This window comes from Massilia sp. Masssp94, from assembly GCF_059491305.1.
Genome location: NZ_CP168501.1, coordinates 1,364,732 through 1,383,302, shown reverse-complemented (window position 1 = coordinate 1,383,302; position 18,571 = coordinate 1,364,732). Strand labels below are relative to the sequence as shown.

Sequence of the window (18,571 nt, the reverse complement as noted above, 5' to 3'; positions counted from 1 at the left end):
CAACGCCCCGCGCGCGGGCGGGGCGTTGTCGTTCCTGAAGCAGGGGTCAGCGCAGGCCGAGCAGCGCGAGGACGCGATCCCGGCTGACGCCGACGAGCGCCGACGTCAGGGCGATCAGCGACTCGTAGTCCGTGCTGGCGGCGACCTTGCCGAAGTCGTCGATCGCGATGGTCATGTCGGGCGGCGGCGTCGCGGCATCCGACACCTGGGCGCTGGCAGCCTGCAGGGCAGCGCTGGCGGCGGCCTGCGAACGGTGCACGCGTTCCAGCGCCTGCACGACTTCGCGCAGGCTCTGGCGCAGCGCGTCGGCATTGCCGGTCTCCGCGCCCACGTTCCACAGCTGGGGTGCCAGGTTCGCCGGCAGTTCTTCGGTGGTCACGCGGCCGCGGCCGCTCACGGCGATGCTGTCCTTGACGGACGACCAGTTCGATTCCGGCGTCGAGAACACGAGTTCCCCGTTCTCGTCCAGGCTCGCGTGCACGCCCATCGGGGCGAGGGCGCGGTCGAGGGCGCGGGCGACTTCCTGGTTCGACTGGTCCGGCTCGATGTTGACGCCCATCTGCGGGCCGCCGGCGCTGCCGACCGAGAACGAGATGGTCAGCGGCGCATTCTGCTTGATGCTGGCGATGTCGAGGCCGCGGATACGGAAGCGCTGCGTGGCCGGCTTCGTCGAATAATTCAGGTTGTTGTCGACGCTGCCGCCGCCGGTTTTCTTGCGCTCGGCCAGCGTTTGTGCAAGCTGGCGCGCGTGGACTTCGAGCTGCAGGCGCGAACCGTTGCGGGTGCCGGCCAGCTTGGCCGTCAGCTCGCCCTTCAGCGCCTCGAGCTGGTTCGACACGCGTTCGAGGTAGTCGAGCGCCTGCTGGGCGCCCGCGACCTGGTCCTGCAGGCCGCTGGCGATCTTCGCCGCGCTGCCGTTGGCGCGCAGCGGTGCCGCAGACGCGGCGGAGGCCGCCGTCGTGGCGGCCGCCGTGTCGTCGACGGACCCGCTCGAGCGGGTCGGAACGAGCCGGGAGGAGGCATTCGCCCGGGTGCCGAGTGTGCCGCCGGTTCCGCCGGCGGTCGTGGGTCGTAATGTGGTATCCATCGCCGTCAGAGCGCCGCGAACAGGGACAGCGTGCCGATCTTGCTGTAGGCCTTGTAGCTGGCCTGGAGCGCCGTCTGGTAGCCGTTCAGCTCGATGGCCGCGGTACCGATGTCGAGCTGGCCGATGTCGAGGATCGCCGTCTGGTTCGACAGGCTGACGTTCTCGTGGTTGGCGTCGATCGTCTTGAGGACGTTCTGCTGGCCGCCGATGACGGCGACCTTGCCGGTAACGAGATTCAGCGCATCGTCGAAGCCGTCCAGGTTGGCCTTCAGGATGGTGCGCACGGCGGGGTCGTTGGCATTGACCGTGCTGCTCGACATCGTGCTGATCGTCTGGTCGAGCTGGTTCAGCAGTTTTTCCAGCCCGTTGACGTTCTGGTTCGCCACCTGGGTGATGCCATTGCCCACCACCACCAGCTGGTCATTCGTGTTACCCGTATAGCTGTAGCGCGAACCGAGCGGGGCGGCGGCATTGTACGTGATCGGGGCCGTGCCGGTCTCGGTGCCGGAAAATATATAGCGGCCTTCCTGGTCGACCGTGTTGGCCGAGTACATCAGGCTGTCGCGCAACGAGGTCAGCGGGCTGGTCATGGCGTTCAAGTCCTGCGGGGTGTTCGAACCGTTCAGTGCCCACACGAGCAGGTCGCGGCCCGGGCCCATGTCGTTGACCATGTTCTGCAGGTAGCCTTCGTTCTTCGTGAGCCGTTCGTTGATCGCGGCGATGTTGTTGCGGTACTGCTTGATGCCGGCTTCTTCGCGCTTGAGGCGCGACAGGCGCACGCTGTCGACCGGATCGTCCGACGGCAGCTGGATGCGGTTGCCGTTGGCCATCTGCTGCGTCACGTAGGTGATGCTCTCCTGGTTCAGCTCGAGCGACTGGGTCATCATCGCCTGATATTGACTGGTGGCGATACGCATGCTTTTCTCCTTTAGCCCATCATCTGCAAGGTGGCGTCGAACAGCGCGTTCGCGACGGACATCACCTTCATGTTGGCCTGGTACATGTTCTGGTATTCGACGAGATGCACGGCTTCCTCGTCCTGGTTGACGCCGCTCGTTGACTGCCAGTCCGCGACGGCCTGGTCGCGCATCGTCTGCGCGGTCTTGAGGGCACCCTTGTTCTGCTGGCTGTCGACGGCGAGGCGGCCGACGAGCTGGGTGTCGGCGTCGCTGATGAGCACCGTGCCGATCTTCGCCATCGTGATCGTCTGGCTCTTGATGGCGACCAGTTGTTGCAGGTTGCCGGTGTCGCCCGGCTTGCCGTCGCTGGAAAATGCGAGGTCCGACGTCTGGTAGCCGTCCGCCACCTGCAGCATGTTCGACGTGCTGCCCGGGTTGTACACGAACAGCGGCTTGCCGGCCGACCCGTCCATCGCATACCCGGCCTTGAGCTGGGTATTGACCTTGTCGGCGATCTGCTGCGCCATCTCGGCCACGCCCTGCTGCAGCGGCAGCAGCGTGTCCTGTTCATAGACCGACAGGCCGCCCAGTTGGCCGCCGGCCCTCGTCGTGTCGAGGTCGAACGTCGTGCCGGCGAACGTCAGGGTGAAGGTCTGCGCGGCGCCGCCGCTGACCGACAGCTTGGCGGGGACGCCGCCCAATACCAGCGACTGGCCGGTCTTGAGCGACACGTTGCGGGTGCCGTCCGGCTGGTCGCTGACTTCCAGGCCCATCTGGCTCGCCAGGCTGTCGATGGCCTGGTCGCGCGCGTCGATCAGGGCCGACGGATTGCTGCCGGTGGCGTTCGCGTTCGCGATCTGGGCGTTCAGCGACGCGATCGACGCGATCGTCGAGTTGGCCGAGTCGACCAGCGCGCTGCGCTGCTGGCGCACCGATTGCAACTGGGCGTTGTAGACGTTGTTCATGCTGTTGAAGCGCTGGGCCAGCAGGCCGGCGGCGGTCACCACCTGCTGGCGCAGCGGGGTCGACGTCGGGTCGACGCCGGCCACCGAGTTCAAGGCCGCGAAGAAGCCGTCGACGCCGCTCGACAGGCTGGCGGTGTCGTCGCCCATCACTTTTTCCAGCTGGGTCAGATAGGGCTGGGTCTGCGAATGCGCGCCCAGGTCCGACGCGCTGCGCCACATCTGCTGCGTCTTGTAGCTGTCGGAGAACCGCATCAGCTCGGTCACGCGCACGCCGTTGCCGGCCTGGCTCGAACCGGCCGCCGGCGCGACCGCGCTCAGCAGGGCCGACTGGCGGGTGTATCCCTTGGTCTGCAGGTTGGCGATGTTCTGGCTGCTGGCGGACAGGGCCAGTTGCGAAGCGACTGCTCCGGACAGGGCGTTGTTCAGGATGCTCATGGTGCGAAGCCTTCTTGTGCGTGGTCAGTAATGACAGGCGACCGTTCAGCTCGTTTTATTAAGCGGCGCGGGCAAGATCTGCCGCAAAATCGCATCGGCGACGCCGAAGGCACGCTGTTGCGCCATGTTACCGGCCAACATGTTATCCACCATGTCGGTCATGTCCTGGTTGACTTTGTCCTTCGTCGGGCTGTCGTCCGGCGCGATGGCGCGCGTGCTCTCGCGCATCTGGTGCAGCATGTGCGAAATGAAAAAGCTCTCGAATTCGACGGCGGCCTTGGTCGCCTTGGCAACGTAGGCCTTGTCCGCGGCGGGCGCGACTTTTTCCTCGCCCGCGGCCTGGTCCGGCTGCTCCGGACCGATTGCGTTGACGTTGTTCAGCATCAGATCACCACCAGTTCGCCTTCGATCGCGCCGGCCTGGTCGAGGGCCTGCAGGATCGCCATGATGTCGTCGGGAGAAGCGCCGAGGCTGTTGACCGTGTCGATGATGGTCTGCAGGCGGGCGCCGGCCGGCCAGTGGAACATCTGGCCCGAGCCCTGGTCGACGGACACCTTCGATTGCGGCGTGACCTGCGTCTGGCCTTTCGAGAACGGTCCCGGCTGGCTGACGGCCGAGCTTTCCGAGATCACGACCTTGAGCGAGCCGTGGGTCACGGCGGCCGATTTCACGCGCAGGCCGTCGGAAATCACGACGGTGCCCGTGCGCGAGTTGAACACGACGCGCGGCACTTCCTCGCCGGCTTCCACCGCCATGTTTTCCAGCTTGGCGACGAAGGCGACGCGTTCGGTCGGATTCGTCGGCGCCACGACCTCGACGCTGGTGCCGTCGGCGGTGGTCGCGACCTGGCCGAAGCGGCGGTTGATCGCGTTCACGACATTGGTCGCGGTGTCGAAGTTCGGGTGCCGCAGGCGCAGCAGCACGGCCGGGCGGGTGGCGAAATCGGTCGCGATTTCGCGCTCGATTATCGCGCCGTTCGGGATGCGGCCGCTGGTCGGCGTGTTGACCGTCACCGACGAGCCGCTCTTGCCGGCCGCCGACAGGCCGCCGACGACGAGGTTGCCCTGGGCCAGCGCATAGACGTCGTTGTCGGCCGCGCGCAGCTGGGTCAGCAGCAGGGTACCGCCGCGCAGGCTTTTCGCGTCGCCCAGCGACGAGACGGTCACGTCGATCTGCTGGCCGCGGCGGTAGCCGGGCGGGAACACGGCCGAGACCATGACGGCGGCCACGTTCTTGTTCTTCGCTTCCTCGCCTTCCGGCAGCTTGACGCCGAACTGCTTGAGCATGTTGACGACCGACTGGCTCGAGTACTTCACCTGGGTGGAGTCGCCGCTGCCGTTCAGGCCGACGACGAGGCCGTAGCCGACGAGCGGGTTTTCGCGCACGCCTTCCACGCTGGCGAGGTTGCGCAGCGGCTGGGTGCGCGCGAGGATGGCCACGTCGGGACTGACGGACGCGGTCTTCACGGCGGGGGCGGCCAGGGCCGGCAGCGCCAGCACCGCGGCCAGGACCAGGGAAGCGAAACGTAAGATGCGGGTCATGACGTCCTCAGAAGGGCATGAACGGACCGGTGAAGAACCGGGTCAGCCAGCCGGGGGTATTGGCTTCGGCCAGCGTGCCTTGGCCGGAATAAGCGATGCGGGCATTGGCCACGCGCAGCGACGACACCTGGTTCTCGTTGTCGATGTCGGCGGCGCGCAGGTAACCCTTGATGCGGACGTATTCCTCGCCCTGGTTCAGCTGCAGGCGCTTTTCGCCGGCCACGCGCAGCAGGCCGTTCGGCAGCACTTCCTGCACGAGCACGGTGATCGCGCCGGTCAGCGCGTTCTGCTGGGTGCTGGTGGCGTCGCCGTTGAAGCTGCGGTCGGCCGAGATGTCGAGGCCGCTGCGGCCGAAGGTCTTGCCGAGCGCGCTGATCGGCGTGACGGACGCGGAGGAACCCTTGCTGAAGCTGGTCCCGGCCTTCTTGCTGGCCTGGGTCGTTTCCTGCAGCAGGACGGTGACGACGTCGCCCACGCGGAACGCGCGCGCGTCCGAGGTCAGCGAGACGGTATCGGCGCTGAACACGCCGCCCCCGACGCCGGCGCGCGCCGCCTGCGCTTTCGGCAGGGCGAGGGCGTCGTCCACGGGGGCGGGGGTGTTCAGGGGGACGCGCGAGGCGCATCCGGTCAGCACGAGGCTGGCCGCCATCCCGGCGGCGAGGGCGAAGCGTTTCATGGTCAGCGGGACGCCTGGGACAGGTATTGCAGCATGTTGTCGGCGGCCGACAACACCTTGGTGTTCATTTCGTAGGTGCGCTGGGCGGCGATCATGTCGACCATCTCTTCGACGACCTGCACGTTCGACCCTTCCAGTGCGCCCTGCTTGATCTTGCCGAAGGCACCGTCGCCGGCGCGGCCTTCGTTGGGCGTGCCGCTGGCGGTCGTTTCCTGGAACAGGTTGTCGCCCAGGGCCAGCAGGCCGGCCGGGTTGACGAACGTGGTCAGCGTGAGCTGGCCCAGTTCGGTCGGGGCGATGTTGCCCGGGACGGTCGCGCTGACCATGCCGTTTTCGCCGATCGTGATCGCGGTCGCGTTGTTCGGCACGGTGATCTGCGGCACCAGGGGCAGGCCCTGCGCGTTGACCAGCACGCCGTTCGAATCGACCTGCAACTGGCCGGCACGGGTGAATGCCGGCTGGCCGTCCGGGCGGCGCACCTGCAGGAAACCGTTGCCGTTGATCGCCACGTCGAGCGGCTGGCTCGTCGTCTGGATGCTGCCGTTGGTGAACACCTTCTGCGTGCCGACGATGTTCACGCCGTTGCCGAGCTGGACGCCGTTACTGACCGTGTTGTCGGCCGTCTGGGCGCCCGGCTGCTTGTCGACCTGGTAGAACAGGTCTTCGAACACGACGCGGTCGCGCTTGAAGCCGACCGTGTTCACGTTGGCCAGGTTGTTGGCGATGGCTTGCAGTTTCGCATCCTGCGCCTGCACGCCGGTCTTGCTGATCCACATTGCTGGATTCATGGTTTCTCTCTCTCTGGATTCGGTTGGGGACGCGCGATCAGCCGGCGATCAGCTTGTTGCCGACCTCGTTCATGCCGTCGCTGGCCTTGAACAGGCGCATCTGCACTTCGAAGCTGCGGTTCAGGCTCATGGTGGCGACCATTTCTTCGACGGCCGAGACATTGCTGCCTTCGAGCGCGCCCGGGCGGACCTTGACGTCCGGATCGGCCGGCAGCTGGGCGCCGTCGCGCGTCACGATCAGGCCCGCCTCGTTCTTCGTCAATTCGGCGCCGGTGGCGTTCACGAGGCGCAGCTTGTCGACGACCTGCATCTGCGTGGCGCCTTCGGTCAGCACGGAAATCGTGCCGTCCTTGCCGATTTCGACCGCGGTGTGCGGCGGCAGCACGATGGGGCCGCCTTCGCCCATCAGCGCATGGCCGTGGACCGACAGCGCGCCGTCGGGACCGATGTCGATCTCGCCGGAGCGGGTATAGGCTTCGTTGTCGCCATACTGCACGGCGAGATAGCCCTGGCCGCCGATCGCGACATCGAGCGGACGGCCCGTTTCGCGCACCGAGCCGGCACGGGTCGAGACCATGTCGGCCTGCATCGACGACATATGGCGGTCGTCGTAGCCGAAACCGCCCAGCTGCTGGTTGGTCGCCACTTCCATGCTGGCCCGGAAGCCCGCGGTGTCCAGGTTCGCCAGGTTGTTGGCGTGGACCTGTTGGGCGCGCATCAGGCGCTCGGCGCCGGAAACGGCGGTGAAGATCAGTTTATCCATGGGGCGTCAGTCTTACAGGGCCTGCATGAGGGCCTGCATCATCTGGTTCTCGGTGGTCAGGACCTTCGAGTTCGCTTGGTAGTTGCGCTGCGACGTCATCAGGCCGACCAGTTCCGACGTGATGTCGACGTTCGAGCCTTCCAGCGCGCCGGTCGACAGCTTGCCGGCCAGGCCCACGCCCGGGGAGCTGTACAGGGCGGCGCCCGAGTCGGCGTTGGCGACCCAGCTGGTATCGCTGATGGAGGAGAGTGCGCCTTCGTTGGCGAAGGTGGCGACGGCGATGGTGCCGACCACCTGCGACTGGTCGTTGCTGTACTTGGCGACGAGCGACCCGTCCGGTGCGAGTTCCACGCCCACGAACGTACCCGACGCATAGCCGTTGCTGCGGTTGGTGGTCGTGGTGGCTTCGCCGGCGAAACGGGTCGTGCCCGTGTAGTCGATGGCGACGTTGCCGGCCGCAGCGCCGCCCGCCGCCGTGATGGCGACCGAGTTGCCGGCCGTGGTCTTCAGCGCGCCGGTGGCGTCGAACGTCAGCACGGCGGGCGTCGCGCCCGGCTTGGCGCCGTCCAGCGAATAGAATGCGTTGACGGTGTTGGCGTCCTTCTTGACGAAGTATTGCGACAGGGTGTGCTGGGTGCCCAGCGAGTCGTACACGATCGACTGCTTGACCATGTTGTACGAGGTGTTCTTGGCCGGGTCGAACGGGGTGACGGTCGGCACGGTCCAGTCGGCCGACAGGTTGCCGGTATAGGCGATGCCGGTCGTCGCGACGGCCGGGATCTGGCCGGTCGGAATCTGCACGTCGCCCATCACACCCAGCGTGCCGTTCTTGGACGGACCGTAGCCCTGCACCTTGTTGCCGTTGCTGTCGATCAGCATGCCGGTCGAGTCGGTCGAGAAGATGCCCACGCGCGAATACTGCGTCGTGCCCTGGGCGTTGACGCTGACGAAGAAGCCGCGGCCGTCGATGGCGGCGTCGAGGCCGCGGCCGGTGGTCTGGGTGCTGCCGTTCGTGCTGATGTTCTGCGTGACCGAACCGATTTCCACGCCGTTGGGGCGGCTGCCGGCCATGACGGACGAGAAGTTGGCGCGGCTGCCCTTGAAGCCGTAGGTGGCCGCGTTGGCGATGTTGTTCGAAACGGTGTTCAGTTGCTCGTTGATGGCCTGGATGCCGGACAGTGCGATGTCGAAGCTCATGTCGATTCCTTAAATGCGTTGCGGTAGAGGGTGGGCGCCGTTCAGGAGCCCGTCTTGCCGTTGAAACCCGTGACGGCCGAGGGATCGACCTCGCCGATGTTGGCCACCTGGAGCACGACGCTGGTGCCGTTCACGCGCACGCTGTTCAGGCGCGCCGCCACTTCGATCGTCGGGGCGCTGCCGTCCGACGGCTTGGCCTGGATCTTGTACGTGCCGGGCGCCAGGCCAAGGGCGTCCGGATCGATCGTGAACGACTGGGCGCCCGAACCGGGACCCAGGTCGACTTCATGTTGGCGGCCGTCGACGCCGGTCAGGACCAGGCTCGTGCCGGCCGAGAGACCGTTCAGTTGCACGGTGCCGTTCACCTTGCCGCCGTCGAGCCTGACGGTGTCCGTCGCGACCGTGACGTCGGAACCCACCTGGCCGCCCATCGCGAGCGTCTGCAGGCTTTGCAGGACGGATGCGCTGGCGGTCGTCGTCTGCGACAGGTTCTGCAGTGCCTCGGTCTGCGACAGCTGCGACAGCTGGTTCACGTACTGGGTCGGATCCTGCGGCGACAGCGGATCCTGGTTCTGGATCTGCGCCACCAGCAGCTTGGTGAACATGTCCTTGTTGGCCTCGGTCGGCGCCTGCGTTGCGATCTTGTTGCTGCCCGTATTCGACGTGCTGCCGAACTGGGTGTTGGTGGCGTGATTGGTGGTCACCATGTTCAGGATTCTCCCAGCTTGAGCAGCGACTGCTGCATGGATTTGATGCGTCCGAGGACTTCGACGTTGGTTTCGAAGGCGCGGCTGGCGGACATCATGTCGGCCATCTCGGACACTTCGTTGACGTTCGTGTAATAGACCATGCCGTCGGCATCGGCCTTCGGGTTGCCCGGCTCGTGCACGCGGCGCAGCGGCTCGGCGCTCTCGACCACGTCGAGCACCTGCACGCCCGCGCTGGCGTTGTTGCCCATGACGGCCGCGAAGACCGGCTTGCGGGCGCGGTACGCTTCCGCTTCGGAGCCGGCCGCGACGTCGGCGTTGGCCAGGTTGCTGGCAATCGTGTTCAGGCGCACCGACTGCGCCGCCATCGCCGAACCGGCGATCTGGGAAATATCCTTGAAGCCCATTGTTGACCTGTTATTGACCGTTGATGGCTTTTGCCAGACCGCGCAACTGCATGTTGATGAAGGTGAGGCTGGTATTGAAATCGGAAGAGTTCTGGCCGAACGCGGCCTGCTCGACGCCGATCTCGACGGTGTTGCCGTCGGCGCTCGGGTGGTAGGGCACGCGGTACAGGGGCTGGTCGTCGCTCAGGCTGAGCTCGCCGTTCTCGGTGTCGATACGATCCTGCAACATGGCGCCAAAGTCGATGTCACGGGCGGTGTAGCCGGGCGTGCTCTCGTTGGCAATGTTCGCCGCCAGCACCTTGGTGCGCTCGGCGCGCAGTTCCAGCGCGTCGGCATGCACACCCAGTGCATCTTTGAAATTAATCGTCATGTCGGGAACTCCTGTCGGTTGAACTTCGGATGATTGGTTAGAATCAGATTTTTTCCGCAGCCACTATTCTCTAATGATTGCTTTCTGTAAGGCAACCCTTGCCGCTTCATCACTCATGCTGTTTTCTGCGTTCGCGCAAGCGGCGACGCCGTCGATTCCCATGCAAATCGAGCAATCGGCCCGTGCCGAACTGGAAAGACAGATGGCCGCGTCCGGCTTGACCGAACCGCAATTCGAGATTGCCGTCGTGACCGCGCGGCCGGCGCCGCCGTGCAGCCAGCCAGTGGCCGTGGAACCGCTCGATACCCGTTTTCCCCAGAGGATGCGCTTCGTGGCGCGCTGTCCGGACACGCCCGGATGGCGGTACGAGTACGTCGTCCGCGCGCGCGTGACGGCCATGGTCGCGATCACGGCGGCGCCGGTGGCGGCCAACGAAGCGTTGACGGATGCACAAGTCACGATCGAGCGGCGTGATATTTCCAACATTGCCGATCCGATCAGTAATCCGGCCGACGCGGTCGGACAAATGTCTCGTCGTATGTTGCGTCCAGGAGACATTTTGCGCAGCGGCCAGCTCAGCAGCCCCGTTTTGGTGAAGCGCGGCGATGCCGTCATGATGATCGCGCGGCGCGAAGGCATCGAAGTCAGCATGGCCGGAGAAGCACTGGATGCGGGCAGTAAGGGTGCGGTCGTGCGCGTGCGCAACGCCGGCAGCGGGCAAGTCGTGCGCATGCGCGTCGCCGGACCCGGCACGGTTGAGCCGATCGACATGGCGATCAGCCGCTGATGTTCTGCAGTTTGCCGGCCAGGCGCGACAGCTTGGCCGCATAAGCGGGGTCGGTGGCATAGCCGCCCTTGGCGAGGCCGGCGGCAAAGGCCTGGGCGTCGGCGCCGGCGCCGAGTGCGCCACGGAAGCGCGGGTTGTCGATCAGCATCTGCGCATAATCGCGGAAGGCGCTGGCCTGGTCCGGGTAGGCGCGGAACTTCGCGCTCGTCTTGATGGCGGCCCCGCCGACGTATTCGGTGGTGGCGGACTGCGCGACATCGCCTTTCCAGCTGGCGCCGGCCTTGATGCCGAACAGGTTATAGGATGAACTCCCGTCTGCATTGCGCAGCGGACGCTGGCCCCAGCCGGATTCCAGTGCGGCGTGCGCGGAGACGAGCTCGGGTGCCACGCCCAGCTTGTCGGCCGCTTCTTTCGCCCATGGCGCGATGCTTTCCAGGAAAGCCTGCTGGTCGGGCGACGCGTCGGTATCGCCGCCCATCAGGGCCGCCGTTGCGCCCTGGCTGCGCGCGGCCCACATGCGGCCCTCCGCGCTGAGCTGTGCGCTCGGCGCGAAATCGCCGCCGCCGTTCTGGATGAAGTCGGTGACTTCGCCCTGCACCTCGTTGAAGATGCCGCCGAATTTGCCGCCGCCGTTGCCGGTCGGCGCGGTGGGCGCGGTGGCCGCGGTCGGGGTCAACGAGGGGATCGACGTCGTGAATTCAGCGTGGCGCATAGGTATCGTCTTCGCCGTGCAGCAGGCGTTGCATGATCGTAAATTGTTCAGCCATCAGGTTGCCGTTGCGCGTCGTCGCCTGCTTGCAGTCGCGCACGAGCGTCTCGAGCTGTTCCCAGTCGGCCTGGCCGCACGTGCGCTGCGGCGCCGGCAGGCTGCCGAACAGGTCGTCCATCGTCGCTTGCGGGCCCAGCAGGGCGCGCACGAGCTGCACGCGCTGCTGGCGGCGCTGCTCCATCGCGTCCAGCTCGGGCGTGAGGGCTTCGGCCAGCAGCGTCAGTTCGGTGCCGCGGTGGCGCATGGCGGCCTGGAATTGACGTTCCAGCAGGTCGCGGATCGTGCCGCAGGCGGTCAGGTCGGCCTGGACACCGTCCAGCAGGCGCGCGACGGCCTGGTCGCGGGTCATGCGGCTCATGGGTTCACGCCTTGCTGCCGTGGAAGCGCTGGATCAGGCCGGCCAGGCGGCCCGCGTCGAACGGCAGTTCGCCCTTGGCCAGCGCGTCGCGCAGCTCGGCCACGCGGGCGGCGTCGAAGTCGGGCAGGGCGCCAAGCGCTTTCTGGGCCGGCTGCAGCACGGCGGATTCGAGGGCGTCGTTGCCCGCCGGGGCCGCGACCGGGGCCGCCGCCGGCGCGGCGGCGCCGCCCACCTGCGGGGCGATCGAGACGGAAGGCGAAGAGGCACTGGAAATCTTCATGCGTGGTCCTCGGGTTTTCGATTGAATCGTCATGGTTTCTTTACCATCTGGCTGCGCAGGTCCTTCAGCGCCGGATCGTCCGTTTTGGACGTGGACGCGTCGGACGTCAGGGCTGCGGTATCCGCCGGGGTGCCGAACATGGTCTTGATGGCAGCTGCTTGCTTGCTGGTCAGGATTAACAATTCGATACGGCGGTTGGCCGAAGCATCCGGATGGGCCGCGTCGATCGGGGCGCGGTCGGCCATGCCGACCAGCTGCAGGATGCTGTCGCTGCGCATGCCGCCGATGAGCAGTTCGGACCGCGCAGCCAGAGCGCGGTTGACCGACAGGCTCCAGTTGGAATAGCTGGTCGGTCCGGCCTTAGTGTACTGCAAGGAGTCCGTGTGGCCTACGATCAACATCTGATTTTCCATCTTTTCGAACAGCGGTGCCATCGCACGCAACAGTTTTGCGAACTTGGCGGTCGGCAGCGGGCTGCCGCGCACGAACATGCCCTGGCGGTCGGTGTCGTGCAACATCACGCGCAGGCCGTCCGGCGTGATCACGGTGGCAAGGTTCGACGCGAGGCCGGCGTCCGCGCTCATCTGCTGGAGCTGGTGCGCCAGCGCGGCCAGTTCGGACGGCGATTCGTACTTCGTGCGCACCGTCTGCGTATTCGCCCTGGCGCCGGCCGCCGGACCTTCGGCGCCGCCGTTGCTCTTCGGGAGCTGGAAGCGTTCGATCAGGCTGCCGGCGGGGCTCGACTTGATTTCCGGCTTGCCGCCCGTGCCTTCGAGCAGGCCGCTGGCCGTGTTGTCGCGCACGATGTTCTTGGTTTGCTGGGCTTCGCGCGCGGCGATCAGCCAGAGCACGAGGAACAGCGCCATCAGCGCCATGCAGAAGTCGGCGAAGGCGACCTTCCACGCGCCGCCGTGTTCGTCGTCGTAATGCTTGCCGCCGCCACGTTTGACGATGGTCGCTTCGTGCTTTTCGGCGGCGACTTTCTTGGTTGCTTGCACTTATCGCTCCAGATCAGGCCTTGCGCCTGGCGCCGGCGTCCTCGCCGTCGGCCATCGCGTTGATCCACGCTTCGAGTTGGGCGAAGCTGGGCTTGGTGTTCAGCTGGATCAGGCGGCGGCCCGCGTCGATCGCCAGCAGGGGCGGCTTGCCGGCGACGTGGGTGCACAGCACGACCTTCACGGTTTCCATCGTCGACGCTTCGGAATTGACCAGCTGCTTCATCATGCCGGAGATCGGGTCGAGCACGCCGTAGCAGAAGAAGATACCGATGAACGTGCCGACCATCGCGGCGCCGACGTGTTCGGCGATCTCGGCGGTGTCGGCCCCTTCGCCGACCGAGTTCATCGTGATCACGATGCCCAGCACGGCGGCCAGGATGCCGAAGCCCGGCATTGCCTCGGCGATCTTGTGCAGCGATTTCGACGGCTGGGTCAGTTCGTCGTGGATGGCCTCGAGTTCCTGTTCGAGCACGCCTTCCAGCTCGTGGGCGTTGATCTTGCCCATTGCCATCAGGCGGAAGTTGTCGACGATGAACGCCAGCAGCTTCGGTTCTTCGAGAATCCGCGGATAGCGCTGGAACATCGGGCTGTCCTTCGGCGCCTCGACGTGGGCGTCGAGTGCCTTCAGGCCGCCCGCGGCCGTCTGCAGCAGTTCGTACATCAGCAGCAGTAGCTGGCGCTGGAATTCGGAGTCGTGCTTGTGCTTGCTCGCGACCTTCCTGACCTGGGAAAACAGTTCGGCCAGCACGTGCTTGGGGTTGCCCAGCACGAGTGCGCCGACGGCGGCGCCACAGATGACGAGCATCTCGGTCGGTTGCCAGATGGCGAGGGCGCTGCCGCCCATCATGAGGTAGCCGCCGAACACGGCACCGAGCACGATGAGAATGCCAAGGATTTGCATGATTGTTATTACCTTTCTTGTCTGGTCGTTCAGGCCTGGGCGAGCGCCGCTTTCATCTTGGCCAGCGCACTCTTGTTGAGCTGGCAGACGCGGGCGTCGGACAGGTCGAGCACGGCCGCGATTTCCTTGTAGCTGAGCTCGAATTCATAAATCATCTGGATCACGCGCTGCTCGCGTTCGTTCAGGGCGCCCAGTGCCTGCTCCAGGCTGCGGCGTACCATGAACTGTTCTTCCGGACCGGGGGCGTTGTGGGCGCGCTCGGTCGCTTCCTGCAGCACGTCGTCGAAGCTGAGCAGCTCCTCGGCAACGTCATCCAGCAGGAACTGGCGCCAGTCTTCCTGGCTGATGCCGAGCGCCTCCGCCGCTTCCTTGTCGTTCGGCTCGTGGCCGAGCTTGCGGGTTAGGGCGCGCACGGCGTCGCGCATCTTGTGGCTGTCCTGGCGCACGGCGCGCGGGCGCCAGTCCTGGCGGCGCAGCTCGTCGAGGATCGCGCCGCGCACGCGCAGCGACGCGTAGCTGGAGAAGCCGGTGTCCGGGATGCCGTAGCGGCGCAGCGCTTCGAGCAGGCCCATCAGCCCGATCTGCTCCATGTCCTCGCGTCCCATCGCGCCCGACACCTGCGACGTGAGCTGGCGCGCGATGCGCTTGACGAGCGGCGCATAGGCGACGAGATGTTTCTGCTCTTCGGCCGCGCTCATGGCCGCGTGGATGGCGGCGTCGGCATATTCGCTGCTGGCGTAGCTGTCGGCGTAGTCGGTCATGTAACCCACGTTGTCCCCGATGGTTATTCGATGATCAGCTTGCCGATCATGACTTGCACGAACGGTTTTTCCGTGTGCTCATGCTCATAATTGGCGTCGAAGGATTTGTTCAGTTCTTCCGCGTACTGTTCCACCGTCATGCCGGCCGCTTCCTTCATCGTGTAGGCCGACAGGGTACGCACCGCCAGGCTGCGCAGCAGCGGCAGGTTTTCCTTCGTTTCCTTTTCCTTCTCCGCTTCCGTCGACAAGACGAGGTCGGTCGACAGGTAGTGGGTGTCGGCGTCGTCCGGGCCGCGGCGCAGCATCACGATGACCTTGTCCAGCGTCACGTACTTGACCGGCTTGCCTTCCCTGGCCCTTTCCGCTTCCGCTTTTTTCGCCGCGCCGGCGGCTGCCGCGGGCTTGGGCATGAACCACCAGACCGCGCCACCCGCACCGGCCGCGCTCACGATCACGGCGCCGGCGATGGCAATAATCATTTTCATTTTGCTCATGTTGGTACTTGCGCCCGAAAGCGCTGTCGATTCGTCCGTTGCTTACGAGTCGCGGCCGAGATTGAATACGGACGCGGGGTTGCCGGCCTCGGCCAGACCGCGTCCGGGCTCGTTGTCCTGGTCGCGGCCTTGCTGGCGGCCGCGGCCCTGCTGCTGCGGGTCGCCGAACGGCGCCGCATTGTTCCTGGGTGCCGGTGTCACCGTCACGGCGACCTCCGTGTACTGGCGCTGCGACAAATCGTTGCGCAGGTTGTCGCTGACGGTCTGCAGCTGGCGCAGCACGTCGCCGTTGGAGGCCGAGATGTTCACTTCCAGCATGCCGGCGCTGTGGCGGATCGCAATGTCAATGCGGCCCAGCTGGGGCGGCTCGATGCTGATCGTGGCCTGCTGCACGTTGCCCGCGACGTGGACATTCAGGCGGTCGCCCAGCGTTTCCTGCAGAGTCTGGCGCCATGCGGTCGGCGGACCGGCCAGCTTGACGGTGTCGGCGGCCGGCTGGGCAGCCGGCAAGGTCACGACGCCCACGACCGGCGCGGCCGTGGCGCTGCCCGGCTGGACGCCCTGCGCGCCGGATCCGTCCGTCGCGGCGTCCTGGCCGCCGGTACCGGCGTTGCCGTTGGCGGCATTGCCCTGGACGGCCAGGCGCACGTTGGCGGCGGTCGCATCCTGCTGGGCGGCTTGCGCGAGCACAGCCTGCGGCAGGGCCACCGGAGCGCGGCGGGCCTCCTGGCCCGAGACTGCGAGCGGCTGCGCCGGCGTGTCGGCCTTGACGGTCTCGTCCGTGCCGGTGTGCGCGCCGCCCTGGGCAGCCTGCACCGCCTGGGTGACCTGTTGCGGCGACAGCGGCATCAGCGGCATCGTCATCGCGGCCAGCAGGGGATTGTCCGGCGTGGCGGCGTCGTCGGCCGGCGCAGTGTCGGTCGCGGCGGCGGTCGCGGCGTCGGTGGGCGCGCTCGCTTGCGCGGCGGCGGCGGTCGTTGCCGGATCCGCGGCGTCCGTCGGCGCCGGTGCGCCGGCGCCGTTCTGCAGGCCGAGCCAGCGGGCGAACGTCTTGCCCGGTGCCGGCGCGGCGCCGTCGGCCGTGGATTGCGTGGGTGCCGCCGCGGTCGGTGCATCCTTGGCGGCAGCCGGGGCATTCGCCTGCTTGGCGGCCGGCGGGGCCGACGTGGACGGGTTTGCGGTGTTGAGCATCATGGTCATTCCTGGCTTGCGCCTGATTCTGTTTCGCTGTGCATCGCGTAGGCGATCCAGCCGTCCTTGTTGGCGCGCATCTCTTCCAGGCGCGGTTCGAGCGCGCGCGCGGCGGCGGCCACCTCGCGCGCGGCCGTGTCGTGCTGGGCACGCACGCGTTCCAGCGCGGCGCGTTCCCCGGCGGTCCACGGCCCCTGTGCGGCGAGCGCGTTCAAGGCCGGGAAGAGGGCACGGGCCTGTTCGCCCAGCCGGTCCCAGTCCTGGCGCGCGGCGGCGTCCTGCAGGGCATTGCCTAATAGCGCCAGCGGTGCAAGCCGGTCGGTCCTGTCAGCCATTGCGCGCCTGTACGCCGGCCCAGCCCTGGCGGATGGTGGTCAGGATGCGCACGACCTCGTCGATCATCGCCGGGTCCTGCTTGATGCCGGCGCCGTGCAGGTGCGTGACGCAGAAGTCATACAGGTTGGCGAGGTTGGCGACGACCTGGCCGCCGGTCTCGAAATCGAGCGAGCTGGACAGGCCGTTGATGATGTCGACGCATTTGTTGATGCTGTGGGCGCGCTGTTCGTAGCGCTTGGCCACGATGTGGGCGCGGGCGCGTGCCAGTTCGTCGAGCAGGCCATCGGTCAGCACCAGGACGAGTTCGATCGGCGAGGCGCGCGACGTTTGCGCGTCCAGGCTGGTGGCGTGATAGCTGCTGTAGGCTTCGGTATAAGACATCTCGAATCTCTCAGTTGGATGAGCTGCTGTTGAACAGCGCGCTGAACATCGAAGAATTGTTTTGCATGGTCGACTGCAGGGCCTGCAGGGCGGTGTACTGCTTCAGGTAGCGCTGGTAGGCCGCGTTGTACTTGTCATCGAGGTCCGTCTGGCGCTCGGTCAGGCGCGACTGCAGCTTGCTGTTGGCGTCGGTACGCTGCTGGATCTGGCCGCTGGTCGTGTTGCTCCACATGTTCAGGTAGGTGTTCAGCGAGCCCGCGATGCCTTTCGGTGCCGACGTGCTGGCGGTACCGATCAGCGTGTCGAGGCCGGTCGGATTGACGGCCAGCTGCTTTTGCAGGCGCGCCGAATCCAGGCTGAGGGTGCCGTCGTGCGCGGCCGTGATGCCGTAGCTGGCCAGCGACAGCACGCCGCTCGGCCGCAGCAGGTCGACGACGCGGTTGCGCAGCGCGGTCACGCCCGCGTCGTGAGCAAACGCGCCGGCCGCGACGTTGTTCTTGGCATCGCCCGACGAGAGGAGGCCGTCGAGTGCGCTCTTGAGTTTGTTGTAGGCGTCGACGAACGCCTGCACGTTCGCCGTCGTGCCGGTGGCGTTGCCGCCCACCGTCAGCGTGATCGGCGTGGCGCCCGGCGCCTGGGCCTTGGTCGCCGTGAACGATACGCCGTCGATGTTCGTGAAGATGTTCGACGCCTGCGTGACTTCCGTCGTGGGATCGGTGGGATCGCCGAAGTTGACGATGGCGTCCTGGGCCGTACTCATGACCGTGGGCGCGGCGTTCAGGGCGGACTGCAGGTTGGCGTCGAGCACGCCGGTCGTATCGAGCGAGATGGTGTTCGCCGCGCCGGTTTTCGTCGACGACAGCACGAGACGCGACGTCGCGCTGGCGCCGGTGCCGATCGTGACGATGCCGGCCGTGACCTTGCCGCCATTGTCGGCGGACTGGTTGATGGCCACCGCAAGCTCGCGCGCGGTGAGCGTGCCGTTCTTGTCCGCATCGGCGGCGGCGAGGTCGACGTTGATGGTGACCGGGGTCGCGGCAAGGTCGGACGGGTCGGCCAGGTTCAGCTTCAATACGCCGGGCTGGTAGGTGCCATCGGGCTGCTGTTCCGCGCTCAGGTCGAAGTCGCCCAGGTTGTAGGCGATCTGGCTCGGCGTGGCCACCTGTTTGACGAAAACGCTGTAGGCGCCGGGCGCCGCGGTCGAGTTGGCGGTGGCCGTACCGAGCGTCGTGTCGGACAACGTGGCGCTCTGGGCGAGCATCGACTTGCCGACGCCGGCCAGGCTGGCGAGGGACGTCTGGTAAGCCGAGATCGCGGAGCTCAGCGTCGTCAGGGCCTTGGCCGTGGCGTTCGCCGTATTGGTCTGCGTGGTCAGCTGGGTCTGTGCACCTTCGATGTACTTGTCGGCCAGGGCCTTGGCGGTGCTGGTCGGGTCGTAGGTGGGGGCGGTGATCGCGCTCGTTGCCATATCGGTTCTCCT

The 18,571-nt window shown here is 66.6% G+C and carries 24 protein-coding genes; 1 reads left to right on the top strand and 23 read right to left on the bottom strand.

The window, feature by feature from the left end; translation table 11 throughout:
* Window positions 1–46: 46 nt before the first annotated feature.
* Genes ACEN9G_RS05975 through flgB form a run of 12 tightly spaced genes read right to left on the bottom strand, consistent with a single transcriptional unit; the run spans window position 47 to window position 9,835 of the window.
* Window positions 47–1,087: a hypothetical protein gene (locus tag ACEN9G_RS05975; RefSeq protein WP_413387081.1), complete on the bottom strand. Its 1,041-nt coding sequence runs from the start codon at window positions 1,085–1,087 to the stop codon at window positions 47–49.
* A gap of 5 nt (window positions 1,088–1,092) precedes the next feature.
* Window positions 1,093–2,004 (bottom strand): flagellar hook-associated protein FlgL, encoded by a 912-nt coding sequence (flgL, locus tag ACEN9G_RS05970; protein ID WP_413341014.1) that lies wholly within the window; start codon window positions 2,002–2,004, stop codon window positions 1,093–1,095.
* An 11-nt stretch (window positions 2,005–2,015) separates the two neighbouring features.
* On the bottom strand, window positions 2,016–3,386 hold the full coding sequence (gene flgK / locus ACEN9G_RS05965) for a flagellar hook-associated protein FlgK (RefSeq protein ID WP_413341016.1): 1,371 nt from the start codon (window positions 3,384–3,386) through the stop codon (window positions 2,016–2,018).
* 45 nt (window positions 3,387–3,431) lie between these two features.
* Window positions 3,432–3,770: a rod-binding protein gene (locus ACEN9G_RS05960; RefSeq protein ID WP_413341017.1), complete on the bottom strand. Its 339-nt coding sequence runs from the start codon at window positions 3,768–3,770 to the stop codon at window positions 3,432–3,434.
* Complete coding sequence (locus ACEN9G_RS05955; RefSeq protein WP_413341019.1) at window positions 3,770–4,927, bottom strand: flagellar basal body P-ring protein FlgI; 1,158 nt, start codon at window positions 4,925–4,927, stop codon at window positions 3,770–3,772. The genes ACEN9G_RS05960 and ACEN9G_RS05955 overlap by 1 nt, the downstream gene beginning before the upstream one ends.
* A 7-nt stretch (window positions 4,928–4,934) precedes the next feature.
* Entirely contained in the window at window positions 4,935–5,603 is a 669-nt protein-coding gene (flgH, locus tag ACEN9G_RS05950; RefSeq protein WP_413341021.1) for a flagellar basal body L-ring protein FlgH, read from the bottom strand.
* A gap of 2 nt (window positions 5,604–5,605) precedes the next feature.
* Window positions 5,606–6,391, bottom strand: coding sequence for a flagellar basal-body rod protein FlgG (flgG, locus tag ACEN9G_RS05945; protein ID WP_200948751.1), 786 nt, complete (start codon window positions 6,389–6,391; stop codon window positions 5,606–5,608).
* A 37-nt stretch (window positions 6,392–6,428) separates the two neighbouring features.
* On the bottom strand, window positions 6,429–7,154 hold the full coding sequence (locus ACEN9G_RS05940) for a flagellar basal body rod protein FlgF (RefSeq protein ID WP_413341023.1): 726 nt from the start codon (window positions 7,152–7,154) through the stop codon (window positions 6,429–6,431).
* Window positions 7,155–7,166: 12 nt separating this feature from the next.
* Window positions 7,167–8,351 carry a flagellar hook protein FlgE gene (locus ACEN9G_RS05935; RefSeq protein ID WP_413341025.1) on the bottom strand — a complete coding sequence of 395 codons (1,185 nt, stop codon included), beginning with the start codon at window positions 8,349–8,351 and terminating at the stop codon, window positions 7,167–7,169.
* 41 nt (window positions 8,352–8,392) lie between these two features.
* Entirely contained in the window at window positions 8,393–9,058 is a 666-nt protein-coding gene (locus ACEN9G_RS05930; protein WP_413341027.1) for a flagellar hook capping FlgD N-terminal domain-containing protein, read from the bottom strand.
* Between the two features lie 2 nt (window positions 9,059–9,060).
* Window positions 9,061–9,465, bottom strand: a complete 405-nt coding sequence (gene flgC, locus ACEN9G_RS05925; RefSeq protein ID WP_036235094.1) for a flagellar basal body rod protein FlgC — start codon at window positions 9,463–9,465, stop codon at window positions 9,061–9,063.
* A gap of 10 nt (window positions 9,466–9,475) precedes the next feature.
* Window positions 9,476–9,835 carry a flagellar basal body rod protein FlgB gene (gene flgB, locus ACEN9G_RS05920; protein ID WP_056123393.1) on the bottom strand — a complete coding sequence of 120 codons (360 nt, stop codon included), beginning with the start codon at window positions 9,833–9,835 and terminating at the stop codon, window positions 9,476–9,478.
* Between the two features lie 115 nt (window positions 9,836–9,950).
* Between flgB and flgA the strand changes: the two genes are divergently transcribed.
* Entirely contained in the window at window positions 9,951–10,622 is a 672-nt protein-coding gene (gene flgA / locus ACEN9G_RS05915; protein WP_483126490.1) for a flagellar basal body P-ring formation chaperone FlgA, read from the top strand.
* Here flgA and ACEN9G_RS05910 read toward each other — a convergent pair.
* Genes ACEN9G_RS05910 through fliD form a run of 11 tightly spaced genes read right to left on the bottom strand, consistent with a single transcriptional unit; the run spans window position 10,612 to window position 18,559 of the window.
* Entirely contained in the window at window positions 10,612–11,334 is a 723-nt protein-coding gene (locus ACEN9G_RS05910; RefSeq protein WP_413341031.1) for a glucosaminidase domain-containing protein, read from the bottom strand. The genes flgA and ACEN9G_RS05910 overlap by 11 nt on opposite strands.
* Complete coding sequence (flgN, locus tag ACEN9G_RS05905) at window positions 11,321–11,749, bottom strand: flagellar export chaperone FlgN (RefSeq protein WP_413341033.1); 429 nt, start codon at window positions 11,747–11,749, stop codon at window positions 11,321–11,323. Before flgN ends, ACEN9G_RS05910 begins: the two co-directional genes overlap by 14 nt.
* Before the next feature lie 4 nt (window positions 11,750–11,753).
* Complete coding sequence (gene flgM, locus ACEN9G_RS05900; protein ID WP_483126489.1) at window positions 11,754–12,029, bottom strand: flagellar biosynthesis anti-sigma factor FlgM; 276 nt, start codon at window positions 12,027–12,029, stop codon at window positions 11,754–11,756.
* Between the two features lie 29 nt (window positions 12,030–12,058).
* On the bottom strand, window positions 12,059–13,027 hold the full coding sequence (locus tag ACEN9G_RS05895) for a flagellar motor protein MotB (protein WP_413344441.1): 969 nt from the start codon (window positions 13,025–13,027) through the stop codon (window positions 12,059–12,061).
* 13 nt (window positions 13,028–13,040) lie between these two features.
* The gene (gene motA / locus ACEN9G_RS05890; protein ID WP_056123405.1) at window positions 13,041–13,931 is read right to left on the bottom strand and encodes a flagellar motor stator protein MotA; all 891 of its coding nucleotides are present in this window, start codon (window positions 13,929–13,931) and stop codon (window positions 13,041–13,043) included.
* A gap of 26 nt (window positions 13,932–13,957) precedes the next feature.
* Entirely contained in the window at window positions 13,958–14,689 is a 732-nt protein-coding gene (locus ACEN9G_RS05885) for a FliA/WhiG family RNA polymerase sigma factor (protein WP_413344443.1), read from the bottom strand.
* 23 nt (window positions 14,690–14,712) lie between these two features.
* The gene (locus tag ACEN9G_RS05880) at window positions 14,713–15,174 is read right to left on the bottom strand and encodes a flagellar basal body-associated FliL family protein (protein ID WP_413344439.1); all 462 of its coding nucleotides are present in this window, start codon (window positions 15,172–15,174) and stop codon (window positions 14,713–14,715) included.
* 51 nt (window positions 15,175–15,225) lie between these two features.
* Window positions 15,226–16,377 (bottom strand): flagellar hook-length control protein FliK, encoded by a 1,152-nt coding sequence (locus ACEN9G_RS05875; protein WP_483126488.1) that lies wholly within the window; start codon window positions 16,375–16,377, stop codon window positions 15,226–15,228.
* Between the two features lie 2 nt (window positions 16,378–16,379).
* The gene (locus tag ACEN9G_RS05870) at window positions 16,380–16,709 is read right to left on the bottom strand and encodes a hypothetical protein (RefSeq protein WP_413343269.1); all 330 of its coding nucleotides are present in this window, start codon (window positions 16,707–16,709) and stop codon (window positions 16,380–16,382) included.
* Window positions 16,702–17,091, bottom strand: a complete 390-nt coding sequence (gene fliS / locus ACEN9G_RS05865) for a flagellar export chaperone FliS (RefSeq protein WP_413343267.1) — start codon at window positions 17,089–17,091, stop codon at window positions 16,702–16,704. Before fliS ends, ACEN9G_RS05870 begins: the two co-directional genes overlap by 8 nt.
* 10 nt (window positions 17,092–17,101) lie before the next feature.
* Entirely contained in the window at window positions 17,102–18,559 is a 1,458-nt protein-coding gene (gene fliD / locus ACEN9G_RS05860) for a flagellar filament capping protein FliD (RefSeq protein ID WP_413343265.1), read from the bottom strand.
* Window positions 18,560–18,571: the final 12 nt, after the last annotated feature.